The sequence below is a fragment of the Cutibacterium sp. LaCa_255 genome, assembly GCF_057458005.1.
Genome location: NZ_CP190956.1, coordinates 1,412,614 through 1,431,861, shown reverse-complemented (window position 1 = coordinate 1,431,861; position 19,248 = coordinate 1,412,614). Strand labels below are relative to the sequence as shown.

At 58.4% G+C, this 19,248-nt stretch carries 19 protein-coding genes; 10 read left to right on the top strand and 9 right to left on the bottom strand.

Translation table 11 applies throughout. The annotated features are described in order from the left end of the window. Positions 1-135 precede the first annotated feature (135 nt). Entirely contained in the window at positions 136-957 is an 822-nt protein-coding gene (locus ACP8ML_RS06395) for a TIGR02391 family protein (RefSeq protein ID WP_007000791.1), read from the top strand. On the opposite strand, the gene ACP8ML_RS06390 is transcribed toward ACP8ML_RS06395, so the two are convergent. The 7 genes from ACP8ML_RS06390 to ACP8ML_RS06360 all read right to left on the bottom strand — a co-directional run bounded on the left by ACP8ML_RS06390 (position 942) and on the right by ACP8ML_RS06360 (position 6,280). Beyond that, positions 942-2,903, bottom strand: coding sequence for a DNA polymerase (locus tag ACP8ML_RS06390; RefSeq protein ID WP_274732699.1), 1,962 nt, complete (start codon positions 2,901-2,903; stop codon positions 942-944). The two genes, ACP8ML_RS06395 and ACP8ML_RS06390, sit on opposite strands and share 16 nt — an antisense overlap. 87 nt (positions 2,904-2,990) lie before the next feature. Next, complete coding sequence (locus ACP8ML_RS06385) at positions 2,991-3,200, bottom strand: DUF1049 domain-containing protein (RefSeq protein WP_274732697.1); 210 nt, start codon at positions 3,198-3,200, stop codon at positions 2,991-2,993. Positions 3,201-3,217: 17 nt separating this feature from the next. Beyond that, positions 3,218-3,772, bottom strand: a complete 555-nt coding sequence (locus ACP8ML_RS06380) for a DUF2815 family protein (protein WP_274732696.1) — start codon at positions 3,770-3,772, stop codon at positions 3,218-3,220. A 21-nt stretch (positions 3,773-3,793) separates the two neighbouring features. Next, positions 3,794-4,933, bottom strand: a complete 1,140-nt coding sequence (locus tag ACP8ML_RS06375; protein WP_274732694.1) for a DUF2800 domain-containing protein — start codon at positions 4,931-4,933, stop codon at positions 3,794-3,796. Beyond that, a complete protein-coding gene (locus ACP8ML_RS06370; RefSeq protein ID WP_479928835.1) occupies positions 4,926-5,336 on the bottom strand; it encodes a hypothetical protein in 411 nt (136 codons plus the stop codon). Before ACP8ML_RS06370 ends, ACP8ML_RS06375 begins: the two co-directional genes overlap by 8 nt. Further along, positions 5,333-5,575 carry a hypothetical protein gene (locus ACP8ML_RS06365; RefSeq protein WP_274732691.1) on the bottom strand — a complete coding sequence of 81 codons (243 nt, stop codon included), beginning with the start codon at positions 5,573-5,575 and terminating at the stop codon, positions 5,333-5,335. The genes ACP8ML_RS06370 and ACP8ML_RS06365 overlap by 4 nt, the downstream gene beginning before the upstream one ends. A 63-nt stretch (positions 5,576-5,638) precedes the next feature. Next, positions 5,639-6,280 (bottom strand): RNA polymerase sigma factor, encoded by a 642-nt coding sequence (locus tag ACP8ML_RS06360; protein WP_311497481.1) that lies wholly within the window; start codon positions 6,278-6,280, stop codon positions 5,639-5,641. A 474-nt stretch (positions 6,281-6,754) separates the two neighbouring features. On the opposite strand from ACP8ML_RS06360, the gene ACP8ML_RS06355 reads away from it, so the two are divergent. The 6 genes from ACP8ML_RS06355 to ACP8ML_RS06330 all read left to right on the top strand — a co-directional run bounded on the left by ACP8ML_RS06355 (position 6,755) and on the right by ACP8ML_RS06330 (position 12,809). After that, a complete protein-coding gene (locus tag ACP8ML_RS06355) occupies positions 6,755-7,924 on the top strand; it encodes an ABC-three component system protein (RefSeq protein WP_274732688.1) in 1,170 nt (389 codons plus the stop codon). Then, a complete protein-coding gene (locus ACP8ML_RS06350) occupies positions 7,911-8,129 on the top strand; it encodes an ABC-three component system middle component 7 (RefSeq protein ID WP_041630928.1) in 219 nt (72 codons plus the stop codon). Before ACP8ML_RS06355 ends, ACP8ML_RS06350 begins: the two co-directional genes overlap by 14 nt. Beyond that, positions 8,123-9,772 carry a DUF2326 domain-containing protein gene (locus tag ACP8ML_RS06345; RefSeq protein ID WP_486702902.1) on the top strand — a complete coding sequence of 550 codons (1,650 nt, stop codon included), beginning with the start codon at positions 8,123-8,125 and terminating at the stop codon, positions 9,770-9,772. The genes ACP8ML_RS06350 and ACP8ML_RS06345 overlap by 7 nt, the downstream gene beginning before the upstream one ends. Continuing rightward, entirely contained in the window at positions 9,769-9,981 is a 213-nt protein-coding gene (locus tag ACP8ML_RS06340) for a helix-turn-helix domain-containing protein (RefSeq protein WP_014320331.1), read from the top strand. The genes ACP8ML_RS06345 and ACP8ML_RS06340 overlap by 4 nt, the downstream gene beginning before the upstream one ends. A 123-nt stretch (positions 9,982-10,104) precedes the next feature. Continuing rightward, complete coding sequence (locus ACP8ML_RS06335) at positions 10,105-11,637, top strand: AAA family ATPase (protein WP_071345763.1); 1,533 nt, start codon at positions 10,105-10,107, stop codon at positions 11,635-11,637. Continuing rightward, positions 11,637-12,809, top strand: a complete 1,173-nt coding sequence (locus ACP8ML_RS06330) for a 5-methylcytosine restriction system specificity protein McrC (protein ID WP_274732682.1) — start codon at positions 11,637-11,639, stop codon at positions 12,807-12,809. Before ACP8ML_RS06335 ends, ACP8ML_RS06330 begins: the two co-directional genes overlap by 1 nt. Here the strand turns inward: ACP8ML_RS06330 and ACP8ML_RS06325 are convergent. Further along, a complete protein-coding gene (locus ACP8ML_RS06325) occupies positions 12,790-14,034 on the bottom strand; it encodes a DNA-methyltransferase (RefSeq protein WP_274732681.1) in 1,245 nt (414 codons plus the stop codon). The two genes, ACP8ML_RS06330 and ACP8ML_RS06325, sit on opposite strands and share 20 nt — an antisense overlap. After that, positions 14,000-14,257: a helix-turn-helix domain-containing protein gene (locus ACP8ML_RS06320; RefSeq protein ID WP_274732680.1), complete on the bottom strand. Its 258-nt coding sequence runs from the start codon at positions 14,255-14,257 to the stop codon at positions 14,000-14,002. Before ACP8ML_RS06320 ends, ACP8ML_RS06325 begins: the two co-directional genes overlap by 35 nt. A 371-nt stretch (positions 14,258-14,628) precedes the next feature. Between ACP8ML_RS06320 and ACP8ML_RS06315 the strand changes: the two genes are divergently transcribed. The 3 genes from ACP8ML_RS06315 to ACP8ML_RS06305 are packed head-to-tail and all read left to right on the top strand — an operon-like array spanning position 14,629 to position 19,242. Further along, positions 14,629-15,144 (top strand): ECF transporter S component, encoded by a 516-nt coding sequence (locus ACP8ML_RS06315; RefSeq protein WP_223845782.1) that lies wholly within the window; start codon positions 14,629-14,631, stop codon positions 15,142-15,144. Positions 15,145-15,181: 37 nt separating this feature from the next. After that, positions 15,182-17,464, top strand: a complete 2,283-nt coding sequence (locus ACP8ML_RS06310; protein WP_083286188.1) for an ATP-binding cassette domain-containing protein — start codon at positions 15,182-15,184, stop codon at positions 17,462-17,464. Between the two features lie 35 nt (positions 17,465-17,499). Then, positions 17,500-19,242 carry an ABC transporter ATP-binding protein gene (locus ACP8ML_RS06305; RefSeq protein WP_042380551.1) on the top strand — a complete coding sequence of 581 codons (1,743 nt, stop codon included), beginning with the start codon at positions 17,500-17,502 and terminating at the stop codon, positions 19,240-19,242. Positions 19,243-19,248: the final 6 nt, after the last annotated feature.

The window sequence follows — 19,248 nt, the reverse complement described above, 5'->3', positions numbered from 1 at the left end:
ACGTGAATTCCAGCAAGCCACGGGTGCGGCCGCGTCGGGCTCTCACGCATACGCCCCTGAGCGCGCAAGAATCCGGACACCCGGGTCTTGCTGAAATACTCAGGCCACTCGCTCACATGAGAAGCTGGAGCGGTGATGCAGTCCGATTCTTTCTCCCAACGCTCGACTATCCGCAGTATTGCGAATGTCCTGGCAAGTACCGATTTGCCGGGCCTAAGCGGAAGCCAAATCGACGAGCTTCTCCTCGACATTGGTGCGCCACCGCGTGTTGCCGGGAGTAAGCGAGAAGGACTGTTTGGCGCGCTTACGGAAGGAATGTCCGCAGCGCAAGCAGGTCAACTCACTCGTGAGTTCATAACGACTGCGATGAGCCCGGCACGGCATACCACCGATCGTCAGCGTTGGAATGATTTGCGCCGCTTGCTCAACAAGGTGCTGGCGACCGAAGGATGGCATATCGACGATGCTGGCGAGTTGACCCAACTCGCTGAGGCGGCACGCACATTCGATGATATCGAGCGTCTTACCAGCTCTCTCGTGGAGGAACTTCAGCGGCGCGGTACCCACGAACGCCTAATGGAGTATTGCAGCCAAGAACTGATCGCGGAGTCTCTGTTCCACGCGATATCCGAGGCAGCCAAGTCGATCCCTGACCGCATCCGTATCCTTACTAGCTTGACCGACGATGGTCAGGAGTTGTTCGACGCAGCTTTGGGAACAAACAATTCTGCCCCTAAGCTCGTGATTAATAGCTTTTCCACGGAGTCGGAAAAATCAGAGCACAAGGGTTTTAAGAACCTGCTTATAGGGATCCACGGGCACTATCGCAATCCCCGCGCTCACAAAACCCGACTAGGTAGTGAGGAAGGTAAACATGACTTCCTCGATGCCTTCAGCTTGTTCTCCTATGTCCATCGTCGCCTCGATTCCGCCCAGCGATATCAGTCCTTCATGTAGAAATCACACACGTACCCGTCTGCCGCTAGCGGCAACCCCGCTGCCCAGTCAGGCGTAATGGCCATCAGTTTGCAGATCTCGTCCACGGTGGCCGTGGCGGTCTCCACCACGATCTCGTCGTGGACGTGCATGACGATCCTGTGCCCAGCGCGATCGACCTGGTGCATGCCGAAAGTGAGCAGGTCTCGGGCGACGGCTTGGACGATGTTCTCGGTGAGTTTCCCACCGTAGGTTTCCAACTGGCCCCACTTTCGACCCGTCGTGATGCCCTCGTGCGTGATGGCAGTGCCACCGAACCTGTTCTCACCCAGCTTGGGTTTCACATAGGCCAGGCGACGTCCGGAGGGCAGTCGGACGAACATGATCCCGGACTCCACGGTGAAGGTCAGCGCACCAACACCGGTCGGCTGGCGGGTAGAGATGGCCTCGATGGCGGCGGCGTTGATGTCCGCCCACAGCTGCACCACGCTGGGGTTGGCTGCCCGCCACGCATCGACCAGCGGCTGGAGCTCGGATTCAGCCAGCCCCATCCGCAGCGCCCCCATAGCTTTCAGGGCACCGACGCCGCCTTGATAACCACAGGCGAGCACTGCGATCTTGCCCTTCTGACGCAACCCACTGTTCACGCCATGCTTGTCGACGGGGACACCGAACATGCGGCTCGCGGTCTCGCAGTACAAATCTTTCCCGTCACGGAAGGCCTGAAGCGTGGTGGCCTCGCCTGCAAGCCAGGCGATGACTCGCGCCTCGATCGCGGAGAAGTCGGCCACCACGAACCGGTGCCCGTCGGCGGGGATGAACGCCGTGCGGATGAGCTGCGAGAGGGTGTCGGGAACGGAGTCATAAAGCAGCTCCACTGCTTCAAACTCTCCGGCCCGCACGAGGCCTCGGGCTTCACTGAGGTCTGGTAGGTAGTTGCGGGGCAGGTTCTGGACTTGGACGAGGCGGCCCGCGAAACGCCCGGTGCGCCCTGCCCCGTAGAACTGGAGGAAACCCCGCCCGCGCCCATCACGACCTGCCACATGCTGCATCGTCTCGTACTTCTTCACCGACGACTTCGCGAGCTCACCGCGCAGCTGGAGGACTTCACGCACCTGGCCGGTAGCGGTGTCGAGCGCGGCGGAGACTTCGTCTTTCGTCAGTGACTGCAGGGGCGTGCCGTGATCGGCAAGCCACTCCTTGAGCTGGATCGGCGAGTTCGGGTTCTCCAGTCCAGTGAGTTCCTGGGCGCGGGTCAGTGTGGTGGCGCGGTGCTGCCGGTCGCACGCCACAGCGTTGTCCACGAGAACCTGGTCGAGCCGGATGCCGGTGTCGTTGACGTTCTGGTCCAGGGCGTAGGTGTCCCACTCGGCTTCGGGCATCGGGAAACCGGCGAGCCGGTCGTGGATGGCCAACTCCACCTCGACGTCGCGCCGGTTGTAGGAGATGAACTGCTCCCACCCGTCCGGGTCGGATGCGGGTGGATTGCGCATCCCGCCCTGGTTGAAGACGCTGGGTGTGGCCGGGGTACAGAACTGGCGGATGAGTTTCTTACCTGCACTGTCTTTGCGCACCGGCAGGTCAAGGACGGTGGCGACCTGATCCAGGCTCATCGGCAGGCCGAGGTAGGCGGACCAGACCATGGTGCAGTGCCACTGGGCAGGATCGAGAAATCTGCGGCCCGTCATGAATTCTGGGTGGTGGCGGGCGAGCCAGGTTGAGAGGCAGATGCGCTCGAATGCGGCGTTGAACGCCCACTTCACTACGTGCGGGTCGACGAGTGCGGCCAGCACCCTATCGGGGAGCTGGTGTCCGTTGGCGAGATCGACGACCTCGACCGGGCCGCCGTCGATCGAGTAGCCGAACAGGAGGAGCTCGAAGTCGTCGTGGTCGGCGTAGGGGTACACCCCAGTCTTCGCCAGGTTCACCGGCGAATAGGTCTCGATGTCAATGAAGAGTTCACGCATGCGCGACAGCTCCTAGAAAACAATGGGTGCTGGGAGGAGACCACACCCCAGAAGTGGGCGTGGTGTCCTCCCAGCATGGGTGAGGGGTTAGTGGTCGTGGTTAGCGCGGTACTTTTCGAGCTCGGCCTCGGTGTCAGTCATGAGCTTGTCGATGCGTTTGCGATCGCGGCGGATAGCCCGCCGTTCGGCAATCACATAGGCGATCTTTATGACGATGAGACCGAGGACAGCGCCAATGAGCAGTGCCACAACTGTGGTGGTGTTTGCTGACAGCGCTGCTGAATAACACTCGTTCATGATGCTTCTCCGTTTCCCTAGTTGAGGAAGTCGTCCGAGGCTTCTGCGAAGCCTCCGAAGTCGGCCTCGGCGCTGATGCGGTTGCCGCCGAGTGGTTCGCCGTCGCGGAGCTTTTGGATGTTGCCCAGCCCGCAGGCGATGCCCTTGTTGCCGTTCGTGTTGAACGCGTAGAAGCTGATGCTCACTCGTGCGTAGCAGCCCGAGTAGACCTCGCTGGCGTCCAGGATGGGCTGCAGGTCAGTACCCACGACCTGTGGCGGGGTGGTCGAGTTGGCGTTGACGAACATCGCGTTCGCATACGCCGCATCGTCACGATCAATATCGCCGTCACGCAGCGGCAGCTTGAGCGCAGCCTTGTTCGGGCGCTTGCCACCGAACTTTCCAATCCCGGCATCAATCGCCGCGTCGATGGCGCGTTCGATCTTGGCCAGCGTCTCGGTGTCGGACTTCGGGATGATCAGGGACACGGAGTACTTGGGTTTGCCGCCCTGGATGGACTTCGCCTCGAAAATGTTGGCGTAGGACAGGCGAACTTCGCCGGTGACCACACGGGTCGGATTCTGCATAGACATTCTTGTCTTACCTTTCTGTGTTTACTTGGTTGAAATTGATGTGAATTCATCTGTTGCCGACTGGATCTCCAGTGCGGGCCTCTTATCGGATTCGGGCACCAGCGTGGGCTTACCAGCGGGTTTGACCACCAGGTCCCCGAGGAGATCGGAAAAGCGCTTCTTGCCCAGTTGCTTCTCCAGCGCGGTGATGGTCTTGAGCTTGCGATCCCACACATCGACACCGGCTGCCTCAGCTGTCTTTGCGACAGCGGACTCGTCTACGTATTTGCGGATCGAGCGGCCTTCGACGAGCTTGAACCCGGGCCAGGTCTTGCCTTGGTTTACCGCCAGCGACAGCGCGTGCGCTTCCACATCGGCAGCCCACGCCTTCAGGTCCGGCAGCTGAGCCAACACCTGTGCGATCTCGGCATCGGTGAGCTCGGCAGGGGGTGCGAACTCATGCTTGGCAAGCGCAAGGTTCGCCTCAGCGCGCGTCCGGCAAGTGGGTGCAAGCTTGCAGAACCGGCACCACTCACCAGGCGCGAACTCGCCATCCCCACTGGCTGCCAGCGCCGCACGGGGTTTCACGACCTGTTCTGCCCAGGTCTCCAGCTCAGTGACGGGGATCGTCCAGGTTGAGACGTTCGAGCGCCGGGGCTGGTAGATCGTCACCGCCACGGTCTCGATGTCATACAGGTCCCCGAAGGCGTGTAGCGCGCCGAGGGCATAGAGCATCAACTGCGGGTTGTGCTCGGCTTCGACCATGACCCCCTGGCCGTACTTCAAATCGATGATCTGAAGCGTGGGCTCAGCGATGATGACGCAGTCGCCGGTGCCGAACCCGCCCGGCACCACGTGGGAGAAATCCAGGCGCTGCTCGATGAGCACCTGCGGATCAGCACACGCCTGCCGCACATCACGCAGCCGCTCCTGAACGAAGGCCACGTAATCGTCAGTCAGGGTCTCCATCTCCGCGTCATGCCAGCTCGAGACCGGCTTTGTAGTCGGTGCGTCATGGAGTGCTCGGCGCAGCTTCCACTCCGCGAGTTCATGAGCTGCGGTTCCTTGCTCGGCAGCGGACGAGGAGGACTCCGGCAGCCCGGCCTCCAATGTTGCTGACGGTGGGCAGGCCAACCAGCGGTGCGCTCCCGAGGCGCTGAGCAGTGCGTGCTGGTCAGGCATCAGCGATCGCCTCCACCCGCTCCAGCAACCACCCGTACTTGGCCGGGTCAATCTCGGAGAGTTTGTTCGCGCCAGCTGCCTGGATCAGCTCACGCACCTGCGCGGTATGACCTGCCTGCGACAAGCGCGCCAACACAGTGCGGACCTGCTCCAACGACACCGGCACAACTTCCGGAGCCGGTGCCGGGGCTGGCGGCTGGTGGGCCGCGTCGTACTCTTCGACTACAGCTTCCAGCGCAGGCTGGGCGAGCTGGGCTGCGGCGATCGGGCGAGCTCCCGACATACACGGGTGATCCTCGAACGATTCCCACGCGGTATCTTCGATCGCAGAGGCCAGCATCGTGACCCCCTCCGCGATCCGGTTCAGCGCCGGGACGTAGCGGTTCGCTTCGGTGACGTTCATGCGGCATCACCACCGCTCCGGGTAACACCGACGGCGCGAGCCAGCGCCAGGAGGTCGTCGTCTGGGCGGATGATTTCTACTGAGCGGACCTGGTTGCCCGGCACGAGAACGGTGAGCTGCTGTGGGTTGCCGAGCAGCTTGCGGGCGATCCTGCTTCGGATGCTGACCTTGCGGGCAGAGACCGCAGCGTCAGGTTCGGGCTGGTCAGTCAACGTGACCTTGAGACGATGATTGGACATCGTTTCCTCCTTTATGAATCAGATGAGCGTCGGTTTGTGCTGGTCTTCATGTGGGCCGGGCACTCATACGCCCCCGACGGGAGCCAGATCCGGACACTCCTGCTCGATGAATTCGCGAAGCTTCTTCAAAGCCCGCTTGACCGAGCGCCCGATGCTGTTCGCTCGCTTGGTCACGTCGGCTTCGTCGGCACCGGGCAGCTCCTCACGCGCGATCTCGACGAAGGAGAGCCGTTCAAACACGTGCAGTCGGATGTGTTCGGCTTGCTTGGCACTGACCTGAGACAGCAACCAATCGACAACCAGCTCACTGTCGATCTGGTCTTCGTGAACCGAGACGTTCAGATACTGGGGCCCGCCATGGACCTCGACTTCCCAGTCGCTATACGAGAGGTCGCCACGGTTTCGAGCGTTTTTAGTGGCACGAAAACTGCGGTAGGCAGCGCGCAGATATGCGACTTTCCACTCCGGCACGTACGTCGGGTCGTACAGCAAGGCGAGCATGTCCTCGGCGCTCAGCCCGAGGTCGTCATCTCCGGTCGGCGGGTCGACGAGCTCGATCCACGCATATTCCTGGACTCCGTCTGTGACCTTCGAGGGCACGTAAATGTGGGTGAACTCTTTGCCGCCGACCTTCTTGGTGCGGACGGCATAGGGCTGGTATCCGGTGTCGGGTTTCTGTGTGGTTGAAAAAGTAGGAGTTGCCACGGCTGGCTCCTTCCGCTGGATGCGGAAAGACCCACGGGAGACGCCGCTAGTCGTCTGGTGTCGGTGAAGCGGTCTGCATTGGCATGGCTATGGGCGGACATCCGGATGGATGCCCGCCCCAGTGGCTCCTGCAGATCGTTCCGACTTGGGACGAATAGAAACCTGAGCTCAGTTGTTGGCTACGGATCGGCGTGATCACGGTCGATCCGGTGGATGCGCCTCACGTTGCGTGAGGTGTCTCCATGGACTCGACCAGATCGTGCACATCCCGGTCGTGTCCTGAGCGCGAGGCCACGCCACCTGCCCCGCATAACCCACGCAAGATACGCAATCGCCAACTTCTCATTGCAAATGCACAGCCGTGATAGACTCATACCCATCTCTCGTGAGCTATGTCCACGGTAGAAAATGGCACCTCGGCCATTTAGACGCTTTGGGACAGCCTGGGACAGTTGGGACAATCCGGTGGAGGTGATGGCGAAGTTGCTCTTCAACGATGTGATGAAGGCCGTCTACCCGCACCTGCGCGGCACCCGGAACACAGCAGACTTCATGCGCAACATGATCGAACGGCTATGCGCCGTCCCTGAGGAGCACTGGTTCACGCCCCGAGGTAGGACACCGGATCAGGACTACAAGGATGAATCCCTGCGGAAGTTCTATAGTCGCGGGATCACGAAAAAGCTGGCGCGCGCCATGCTCGCTAATCCCACCCGCGACAACTTCGTCGATTCCCTCAACTACGTCGATGACATCGAGACGCAGTCAGTCGAGGAGGTCAAGGCGGCGCTGGCTCGCAGTATCCAGCCGTTTACCGGCGAAGATGTCGACGATTTCAATGTTGGCGACGTGTTGTTCGACTTGATCCAGCAAGCGTTGGAGTTCGTTGTCAATCCGGAATTGGAGAATGACCGTAAGCTCCAGCGAGCCACGGCGGTGTCGGATGCCGTCAAGGGCAAGCTCGGTTCTCGCCTGTTGGAGGAGTGCAAGTACACCTGCTCGCGCACCGGCTGCGGCAAGCACCTCCAGCCCGTCACCGACGACGGCGCGACAGCTCCGCTCTATGCGATTGGACGAATTGAAGGCGAAGCGCGTACTTACGAGAATCTGGTCGCGCTGTGTCCGGACTGCTTCCACGCCTACACGCTCAACCACAAGAAATCCGACGCAAAAGACCTGAGGCGTAATAAGAAGGCACAAGTCGACGCAGCCCAGGCACGCAAGACACTGACCACGGTCGATATTGAACGTGGCATCAGCAAGGTCGTCGAGAAGCTCGGCAACGCCAACCCCAAAGAATTCGAGCCGCTGAACTTCGACCCAGTCGCAGTCAAGGACAAGATCGACCAGTCAGTCGACGTGTTCGTGTTCGACGAAGTATTCATGCACGTCACGCGATACTTCAGGTTTATCGAGAAAGAGCTGCAGGAGCAGGCTCAGCTCAAGACGTTTGATGATGGGTTGTTGCGAGCTGAGATCAGAGCCTCGTACACGAAGCTCGCTGACAAGGGGTACGCGAAACAGCGGATCCATGAAGCCCTGACCATTCGGCTCAGTCAGATCACAAAACAGGATGCCCGCTACTGCGCTTACGTGACCTCCTACTTCGTCCAGTCCTGTGAGGTGTTCGATGCTGCTTCCTAACAAGTTGTTTGCCTACCAGGACACGGTGCTGCCGCTGCTTCCGACGATCCTAAGGCTCCTGGACACCCCGAAGACCCCGAATGAACTTGCCGTCGCCCTTGCCTCCGTCACGACGGATCCAATCCGGCTGATTGATGCGCTGGACTGTCTCTACTCCCTCGGCAAGGTCACGCTCAGTGAGGAAGGAGCACTGGAGCGATGCTGAAGCAGATCAGTTGTGACTTGTTCAAAGAAGGCGGCACACCACGCCCGCCGATCCAGTTCCATCAAGGACTGAACACGATCCTCGGCGCAGTCCGAGGCGAGGCCGGGTCAATCGGCAAGTCCACGATGATGCTCATCATCGACTTCGTCTTTGGTGGCAACACCTACGTCGACAGCGATGCCGTCCGGGAACTGCCTGAGCACGCCATCAACTTCACCTTCGAATTTGACGGTGCCTCTTACAACTTCGTGCGACGCCCCCATGAACCCAAAGTTGTGGTCAACATTGATGCCGACGGCAGCGTGCTGAAAACCCTTGAGCTCAAGGAGTTCACAGACTGGTTGGCCGTCAAGTACGGCATGCAGTTGCCGGGCGCGTCGTTCCGACAGATGCTCAGCAGGTTCTTCCGGATCTACGGCAAAAACAACCACAACGAACTCAAACCACTCCAGACCCGTGGTGGTGAGGAATCCCAGAAGGATGCCATCGCGATCCTGATCTCCTTGTTCCAGTACTACAGCTCGATCGAGGACTTCAAGCAGCAACTACAGAGCGCTGAGGGCATGATTGCAGCGTTCAAAGCTGCCAGACGCTACGAGTTCATCCCATCGGCAGTTGACGGGTTGACTAAGTACAAGCAGAACGTCGTCGAGATCGCCTCCTTGGAGCAGGAACGTGCGCAACTGGCCGAATCAGATGAAGCGACAGTCGATCCGAGCGAGGTCGAACACGCTAACGCACGCAACGAACTCAACCGCCAACTCGGCGACGTTCGACGCCTCATCAAGGAAAGGCACGACGAGCTACACCTGCTCGATTTGAACCTACGCCACGGCGCGTACCCCACCGAGGCCGACCTCAAGAGCCTGCAAGAATTCTTCCCCGAAGCGAACCTGGCCAAGCTTGTCGAGGTCGAGAAGTTCCACACCAAGATCCAGACGATCCTCGCGGAAGAACTCGCCCAAGCCCGCGAGCGCGTCCAACGCGAGGTAACCGAGCTTCAAGAACACCACGACCGCATCCTTTCCCAGATGGATGCGATCCCCACATCCAAAGCGTTCACGCCAGAATTCCTCGACGCCTACACGACCTTGGATCGGCGGATCACCAAGCTTAAAGAGCAGAACGAAGCGTTCGACCAAAACCACAAGCTCCAGACCGCGAAACGAGAAGCCAACACGCGCTACCAAAACCAACTCGAAAGCGTGCTGGCACAAATCGAAATCGCCATAAACACGCAGATGGACGCCATCAACGACGAGGTCACCGGCGGGGAGTACAACGCGCCCCGACTGACGATCAAGGCCTTCAACTCCTACGACTTCGAAACGCCGAAGGACAAAGGCACAGGCACAAACCATCGCAGCATGATCATCTACGACCTCGCCGTGCTGCAGAACACTGTGCTCCCAGCACTGGCACACGACTCGATCGTGTTCGACTCCATGCCCCGCCCAGACCTCAGCAACCTGATCCGCGTCTACGCCGATCAAGTGGAGAAGCAAATCTTCATCGCTGTGGACAAGACCAGCGAATGCACCCCCGAAGCCCAATCCATCCTGCAAGAAACCACCGTCCTGAAACTGGACAACAACGAGAAGGCGCTCTTTGGAGAGAAGTGGAGCCGGGAGGAACGTCCATGAAGATCCAATACAACAAGCTCTGGAAACTCCTCATCGACAAGAACATGAACAAAGTCCAGCTCCGAGACAAGGCGCGCATCAGCAGCAACTCACTAGCCAAACTCGGCAAGAACGAACCAGTACACATGGACGTCCTCATGAAGATAGCGACCGCCCTCGACTGCAGAGTTGAAGACCTTTTCGAGACCCAAACTGACTCAGAGAGATGATGCCAATGCTGCCAGAAACTAGGACCAGTTGGACCACGCTTCGACGTAAGGGCTTGATGGAAATGATCGGTCTCCGAATACTGCTCCCGAGTCTAACCGCAAGTCCGCGTGCAAGGAGGCAAGATGTATCTTTCCGCTAAGACGATCAGCGCGGCACTCGATCAGCTCCAAGGGACAGCTTCCCACCTGCTCAAAATCTGGCTTGTATTAAAGCACATGGGTTTGAGCCGAGACACGTCCATATTGATCGATACGCAGAATTCAACTCCCACCCTGCAGAGGCTGTTCTCCTGCGGCAGTCCTGAGGGAAAACTTTTTGTTCCCTTTGCGCACACCGTCCGTTACGCCTTCATGAAAGGCGACGCTTCGCGTTCAATTATTCAAACCACTATTCAGCGATGGAAAACATCGGATTCAGTAGTTTCTGGATCTCCCACTGCATACCTTGATTTCTCCGATGAGGGAAACAAGATTCGAGTATCCCTCGGAAGGATCTACCCCCAAGGTCTGGGACACGGTGGAGACGGGTTCGCCCTAGAAGAGGACGCACGAGTCGCTATCCCTATTGAAGCAATGGCGGTTTGGCTCTTCCGTCAAGATGAGTTGGACCAGTATTTTGGCGATAGTGACCCTAACAAGCTCTCGCAGCAACTCGTCGAAGCCCTCATACGCGAGCTGAACCTTGAGCCCGGCGAGATCGAGGCAGTTTTTGTAAACAAGCCAATCGATATCGAGACCAGCGACGCTCCGCTTAGCGATGCGGAGTTGTTGGCAATCTGCAATTCGGCATTTGAGGCCAAGTTGGAAGTCGAAATCCGCAAAGAAGATCGGCTTGAGTACACAAATAGGATTCAGTCAGTGACAACAATCGATTCAGCACCAGCATGGACCAGGATTTCCCCAAGTGAACAGCTAGCCTCGCTAGTCAAAGCGGGAGAGCGCGCAATTCTTCTGTTTGGACCGCCCCGAACCGGGAAAACCCGTGCCATCGATAAACTTATTCCGCGTAATTCTGAGGATCGTGAGACTATTCAGCTCCATGAGGGGTGGGGTTATGAGAACCTGATCCTAGGACTCGCGCCCGGTGAGAAACCGGGAGAATTCGAATGGACTGAAGGTCCACTCCTTCGCGCGCTTCGAAACGGCAAGAGGCATATCGTTCTAGAAGAGATCAACCGCACTCGAATTAGCCAGGCCTTGGGCGAGTTATTCTCTCTTATCGAGCCAGCGTACCGGGGCGAGACCAACGGCATCACGCTTCCGAATGGTGCGCAGATCTTTATCGATCCAGAAGTGGTTTTCTACTTCACTATGAATAACGTCGACACGAACACGGAGGATGTTGACGACGCACTCATGGGACGTATGGCAAGTGTCTACTTTGGTCCACGCGTTGAAGACCTTGACGCGATACTTAGGCACAGAGCTATTCCTTCAGATACAGCCGCAGCCATTAAGACTGTCTTCACTGCTATTCAAGACAAGTATCCGCTGGGTCATGGCTACTTCGCCGGGCTTCAGCCGAGTGATGACTTCCGGATGTACTACATGTGGAGAATCCGACCGGTCTTGATGAATCATTTCTCTGCCTATGAGCCTGAAGTGGTAGCGCAAATCGACAACCGCGTAGATGAACTCTTCACAGGAACAGCGTGATGCAGACTTGGCATGCCGTCGAGAACGAGATTTCGGCGTTACCCGGCCTAACCCCAGCTGATGTCCCCACTGGCTTGCCAGACAACATTCGCGTTCTCCTTCAAGGTGGAGTTCTGCAGATTCTGGCGTCAAATGTTGCCGGGAATATCCCGCTTCTTAATGGAAATAAGCTTGTCATTTCTCCGAAGCATGCATCGCTCAATCCAGTTTCGATGCTGCTGTATCTTCACGATTCTCAGTCGGCTCGACTGGTGAACGATGCTCCGTTCGGATACTCAAGCGGGTCGCACGATTTCGGCTTGAGTTCGTTGGCAGAGATGTTGTCCCGGGAGCTCTTATCCTTTGCAGCAAAACCAAAGTTATTTCGCCGCAAGCCTACGCTTGAGGCCACGTCATCTGCCGTTGGACAGATAAACTGGCCTGTGACAAACCTCCGAGCGCGGCGAGGAGATGCCGCTCCAATCGTAACGAGACGACACAGGCCGACATTTGATATCCCCGAGAACAGAATTATCAAGTCGGCTGCCAAACGAGTATTGGGACTCTTGTCTAGTGACGCTCCTGGGGCGCGTGTAACTCACGATTGGGCAAACTGGCAGGCATCTACCTTTGCTGGTTATGACGATATCCGCAAGGTCAGCCAGATGATGCGAACGAAGAATGTTGGCGGTTCGCATTCCTACTACAGCAATGCGCTCGGTCTCAGCCTCGTCATCCTCCAAGCATCCGGAATTGACCACGGTGAAAGATGGGAGTCTGACGGATACTTGTTCAATATGCCTGGACTTTACGAAGACTTTGTGCGAACAAGTCTTATGAGAGCTGCAGAGCCCACTGCTCTAAGCGTTCAAAAGGGTTTTGCCTCCAGTAGCTTTCTGCTTACGAATGGCGAAATCGAGCTAATTCCAGACCTGACTATCTATCGCGGCGGATCTATAGAAGCTGTCCTCGACGTAAAGTATAAGGTACCCGATGCGAAGGATCTGTATCAGATCTATACATACATGCAGTTTGCGCGTCTCAACGAGGCTTATATCATCTCACCTTCCGTTCGAACTGGAGACGTGGTCGAGACGTTCGACGGTCACCGAATCAAAGGTCTTGGTTTGGATAGCAGTTCTGCGATAGACGTCGACGCACTTGCTTCGAGGGTTATCGAAGCTCTGCGGTAAAGAGGGGTTGCTGCACGGTGGTTGAAGCCAACACTCGCTCAGCAGTGGCAAGATATTCTGCGCTTACATCAAAACCGATATAGCTCCTCTCGAGCTTCTTCGCTGCAACGGCGGTAGTTCCAGCACCCATGAATGGATCAAGAACCACATCACCAGGGTCCGTTGAGATCGCGATGCAGCGCCCAGGAAGCTGAACCGGGAACTGAGCCCCATGCCCATCTCGGCCAGAAGAGGTTGGCAAGTACCAGAAGTCACTAAGCTTGTCCGACTCAAGCAGCTGTCGCCCACCAAGGTCTGAAGGTAGCTCCAAGTATGCGGACTTGTTGAACTTGGGGGTTCGTTCCCGAGTGAGATGCAGAATGTACTCAACATTTCTGCTGACTCGCGACTGCTGGGGTTCAGGAGTTGTGGCCTGCTTGCACCACGAGATCGTGCTCTTTACGTAGTAGCCGATTTGGGCAGCACGCTGAGCAATCCGTTGCGGGATCAAACACTGCTCACCATCTTTCAGATACGAGTGTCCGGCGGAATACCGCAAGTACTCGTGATCTTTCCACGATCGTCCATCCTTGCCTTGCATCGCATGCAGTGTCTCAACTGCACTACCACGGATTTGAGTGCGAGTGTTGTACGAATCCATGATGTTCCACCACACGGAGCCATCTGCAGCAATTTTCGGAAGCAATGCATGCAAGACCTCGACCGAATGGCGAATAAACCCTTCAGGTGTCTGCTCGAGACCAAAAGAGCAGTACTCGCCATCCGCCCAAAGGCGCTCACCAGGCTCGTCATAGACCCGCATAGCCCAGTACGGCGTTGAGGTGACAACAGTATTCACCGAACCATCTTTCAGTCTTCCAATCAGCTGGAGAGCGTCTCCGACAACGAAGGAGTCCTTTTGAATGACCTCTTGACTCTCGGCAACGAGCACGGCTCCGGTGACGGCTCGACGGAGATATTCAAGAACTTTGCTGCGAGGAACGAACGTCTCGGAGAATGCATCTTGATCTAGAAGTTGCCGAACGTCGGCCTCGGACAAGATTGACTTCCTGCCAAGGACACGCCTAATGAAGCTGTGAGCCATGCCCACAACGGGGGCAACAAGCTCAATGGGGAACACTAAGTCGGTAGTACTGCTGTCGGGGGAGGCGACCGCCGTTTGAGGCTTGATGGTATATGCCTGCTTCATCTCAATCATTACGGCCGTCGCCGGTTCCTTCCTCATGACAGTCTTCAAAAGCCAGAATGTCGTTGGGTGAACAATCCAACGCTTTACAAATCCGCCCAAGTGTCGCGGTGGTAACCGTCTGATTTCGACCCAGCTTCGTGATGGTTGATGAGCTCAGACCGGCAAGGTCTCTAAGCTCGCCCTTCCGAATTCCTCTGTCGATAAGCAACTTCCAGAGGTTTCTATAGTCCTCGCGAGGCGCGTTCGATGTGTCAACCACGCAGCCAGAATACCATATCGCATGACTATTCGTGCGATACAGTCAGCTTTGATCAAGGTGCACATTTGGGTATCGCATGACGCCCTACCGATACTTTTTACACCCTCGGGTGCTGCGGTGACTCGCAAACCCGGATCAGCTTTGCCCGGAGATCCTCAGCGGTCACTTTGCGTCCTTTCAAAACGCGAGAAACCCCTCGAGCTGCGTCTCTGCGCAGGCTCAACGTCTAGCTCAAGGGACTTGACCCCGGTCGGGAGTTAGGTTAGGCTAACCTAAGTGAAAGGAGGTTTGCTGTGACAGACCGATCCGGTACAGTTCGACGCTCAGCTCGCGGGGGATTAACCGACTCAATTCTAGGTACCCGAAATCTCATGATGGTGGCCTCCCTGTCGGTGGTCGGCCTCATCATCCTCATCCCACTGAGCTACATCGCGCCGGCGGGTGCGGCTTCGCAGAGCGCAGTCTGGCTCGGGGTGTCCCTTCTCGGACTTTGGGTCATTCCCTACCTCCTTCCTCTGGCCGTTGTGCGAAGGCCGGGCGCTTCGCTGCTGGCCGCGCTGATCATCGGAGTTGTGAGCGTATTTACTACTCCCACTGGGCCTGCCGCGATTGTCGGTAACGTCATTGGCGGGCTCCTGGTTGAGTTTCCCATGGCGTTGATGCTGTACCGGAAGTGGACGTGGTGGGCGTATCTGATCTCCGCCGCATTCTTCGGGGCATTTAACAGCCTGTTGTACCTCACGCTGCTCAAGCACGCGGTGGGAATCTCGGTATCGGGACTGATCGTGCTGGTGGGAGTCACGTCGTCCGTCATTGGCGGTTTGGCCGTCGTCGGACTAACCCGTTTGCTCAACAATGCAGGCGTAGGCGTAGACCATCGTGAGTGAAAGGCTGGCCTCCACTTTGAGCAGCGAGCAACGGTCTGTGAGCGAGTCCGCGCGGGCGCTCCTGGCGGTTGAGGATCTTTCCGTTCACTACTTGGGTCAGGACCGGTGGGTGCTGCAACGTCCAAGCCTGGTCCACCTGAGCGGTCAGGTAACGGCCGTCATTGGGCCCTCTGGATGCGGTAAAACTACCTTCGTCCGAGCCGTGTGCGGCCTTGTGCCCCACTGTCTGCCGTCCGAATACTCCGGCAGCGTTCAAATTGCCGGCGCCGAAATCGCCGACGCCACGGTCCAGTTGATCGCTACCAATGTCGCCTACGTGGGACAAAATCCGGATGCCGCAGTCATTACCCGTACGGTGTATGACGATGTCGCGTTTGCGCTGCAGAACCTCTGCCTGCCTGTTCCTGAGATTGATCGACGGGTACGCGAGGCATTGGCTGCGGTTGGTCTGGAGACCAAGCTGTGGGAGAGCCCATGGAGATTATCGGGCGGCCAACGCCAGCGCCTAGCGATCGCGGTAGCACTGGCTATGCAGCCCCGCTTACTTGTCCTCGATGAGCCAACATCGACTATTGACACGCAAGGCACGGACGAGTTTTACAGCGTCATCCAACAGCTGGTTAGCGATGGCGTGGGCATCGTGGTGATCGACCATGACCTCGACCCGGTCCTACCCCTGTGCGATCACGTCATAGCGCTCAACGCGCAGGGCGCGGTGATCGCGCAGGGAACTCCACATGAGGTTTTTCTCAGCCATACCGCGGAACTTGAGGCGTGCGGAGTGTGGCTGCCCCGTGCGTTACGCGACGAATCCCCGCACCACGCCTTGACCTGCGAGCAGGCGGGCATTCGAGTTCCCCGCATCACGGATATCTGTGGTGATTCGGTGCAATATCAGCGGCGCACCGAAGCAGGATGGGAAACCATCGATGCGATTGACACGCTCGACGGTGGAGGCAGCGCCACGGTAGAGCTGGCAGATTTCTGTGTTCCCGGACGTTCCCCAGCTATCTCTATGCGGCTACGGGGTGGCGAGTTTATCGCGCTTATAGGGCCGAATGGCGCAGGCAAAACATCCCTGCTCGCGGCGCTGGCGGGTCTCATACCATCAAAGGCACAACGCGCTACGGTCTGCGGAGAGGTTGTGCGGCGAGGGCGGCACCAGGTCGGCTACGTGTTTCAAAACCCGGAACATCAGATGGTTTGTTCCACCGTGGCTGGCGAAATCTCCACGGGGGATGTTTCCGCGTCTAAAGCCGAGGCTATTGTGGAGCAATTCCATCTCTCCCAGTATCGAGACCAACACCCGTTGACTCTCTCAGGCGGCCAGATTCGTAGACTATCGGTGGCTACGATGGTCGCCGAGAGCCGCGATGTGATTGTCCTTGACGAGCCCACGTACGGCCAGGACTGGGCGAATACCTGCGAACTCATGGCCTTCATCGACGAACTGCGCGCTGAGGGCAGAACCGTCATCATGGCCACCCACGACCTAGAACTTGCCCTATCACGCTGCAGCCACATCATCGCGCTACCTGCTGCCGTTAGCGAAACTCGTGAAAACGCCGCATCCGCAGCACCAGCGAACCCGCCTTCGCCGTCCGTGCCCCGTGGACTCTTCTCATCGTTCAATCCTGTGACGTTGCTATTGGCGCTAATCCCGGCGATGGTCATGGTGTTCGTATGCAAGGACCCGGCCGTCAATGTTGGAGTGCTCATCGCAGCGAGCCTGGCCATGGTAGCCGCGAGAGCGAGTCGCGCTCGAACGGTCATGTCACTGCTAGCACCCTGGGTCATCGCAGCTGTGCTACTGCCGGTGTTCCGCTACAACTACACCATTGAAGAGGTCAGCCCACTCTACAATCACGGTGGCGAGCTTGCCGCAGCGAGCGGTATCGGGGCACTGTTGTCCCTCATGCTGCTTTCAGGCATCAGCACTCATCCGGAAGCGCTGCTTCGCACGTTGACGACGACGTTCAAGCTTCCCTATCGGGTCACTGCGGCGGGAACTGCGGCTGTCGCCTTCGTCACTCGTTTCCGGCAAGATTTCCAGCTGTTGCGCACAGCGCGGGCATTGCGGGGTATTGGGGCATCATGGGGGCCGTTAGCGCCCGCAATTCGATGGGTGGGTTCCCTCGTGCCGCTGGCGATCCTCGCCGTCCAGCACGGCGAACGGGTTGCCCTGTCGATGGATTCACGTGGCTTTGGCGCCTATCCGCGGCGCACGGAACTCCAACACACACCGTGGCAGGTGCGAGATTGGTGCCTGGTGGGCCTCCTTTGGGCCGTTACTGCGTTGCTGTGGTGGTGGCGCCAATGAACGTTTCGAAAGACTCGACTCGACAGGAGCCCGATGTGAGTATTTCCGTCGCCGCACTAATCCGCCCGGCCAAGGGCGCGATGGTCCTTTCCGCAGTCCTCACAGCCTTAGGCGCTATCGTCACGCTGGTGCCGTTCGTCGCCTTACACAACATGGCCGCGATCTGGCTTGACGGGCAGGTGCGCACCGGCTGGACCGGAAAGCCGTGGGTTTGGGCCGTGATAGCGGTGCTTTCGCTGTTCGTGGGCCAATTGCTCTACCTGTTTGGATTGGGTGTCACCCACGAGGCAGAAGCCAAGCTCCGACATCGGTTGCGCGGCAATGTGGTCCAAGCGCTGGGCAGTTTGCCCTTGGGTAGGGTCTCGCAGGTGCCGCATGGGGCCATCCGCAAGATGGTGTGTGACGATACCGCAGCCATCCATACTCTCGTTGCGCATGTTCCCGGTGATGTCACCAACGCCGTGGTCTCGATGGTCGTAGGCCTCGGGTATCTCGTGTGGGTCGATTGGCGACTGGCGCTCGCGCTCTTTGGAACGTGGGCCGTAGCGATCATGATCATCGTCAGCACGACCATGCGCGGCTATAGCGATATCACCAAGCGATTCGGACATGCCCAGACCGCACTGGCCGCAGCCACCGTCGAAATGCTTGAGGGCATTAAGGAGATCAAGAATTTCCAGGCCACCGATGCGACCCGAACGCGCTTTAACGCCGCCCGCCAGCAATTTTCTGCCATCTCCTTCGACTGGGTTCGTCGCTCCGGCAGAGCGATTAGTCTGCTCGGTTCGCTACTGCGTCCAGCCACGGTCTTCGTCACGGTCGCGTTACTGGCGGCGCTATTCGTCGCACAGGATTGGAGCACGCTGTCGGCGACGCTGCCATTCTTCCTGATCGCTCCCGGTATCCCGGAGGGGTTCACGGTGCTAGTCGGTCTGATGCAACATATCTATGAGTCGCAGCTGGCGGCTCGCACCACGGCAGAGCTGCTTTCCGAGAAACCCATGCCCGAAGGCAGCCGCACCCAAGAAGAGGGCCCAAACCCCGGCCAAGTTGAGGTCTGTGAGGTTTCCTTCTCCTACGAGCCTGACGTGCCCGTTGTGCACGGTGTCTCCTTTACGGCTGAGCCCGGAACGGTCACGGCTCTGGTGGGCCCGTCGGGCGGAGGGAAGTCCACACTGGCCCGGCTGATTGCGCGCTTTTACGACGTCAATGATGGCGTGGTACGCATCAGCGGTGTGGATGTGCGCGAGGCGAGTTTTTCGTGGCTACTTTCCCGCGTCGCGATCGTCCTACAGGACGTAACGTTGTCGAACGATTCGGTCCATACCAATATCGCGCTGTCGAAACCGTCGGCAACGCGCGCCGAGGTCGAGGCAGCAGCCCGTGCGGCATGCATCCACGATCGCATTATGCGTCTGCCCGAGGGGTATGACACCGTGCTTGGCGAGGTTGGTGGCTTCCTCTCGGGCGGTGAGCGGCAACGCATCACCCTGGCGCGAGCATACTTGCAGGATGCGCCGATCTTGATTCTCGACGAGGCCACCGCGCAAGCAGACCCCCAGTCGGAGCGTGCGATCCACGAAGCGCTCAGCACCTTGGCATCCGGGCGCACGGTGATCATCATCGCGCATCGACTCGCCACCATCCGAGACGCCGACCAGATCCTCGTGATTGAGGACGGCCACATCACTCAGCGTGGTAGGCACGAGGACTTGGTCAACCAAGCGGGGACCTATAGCGAGATGTGGCGGGCCCAAGAACTCCATTACATGGCCTAAGGAGAG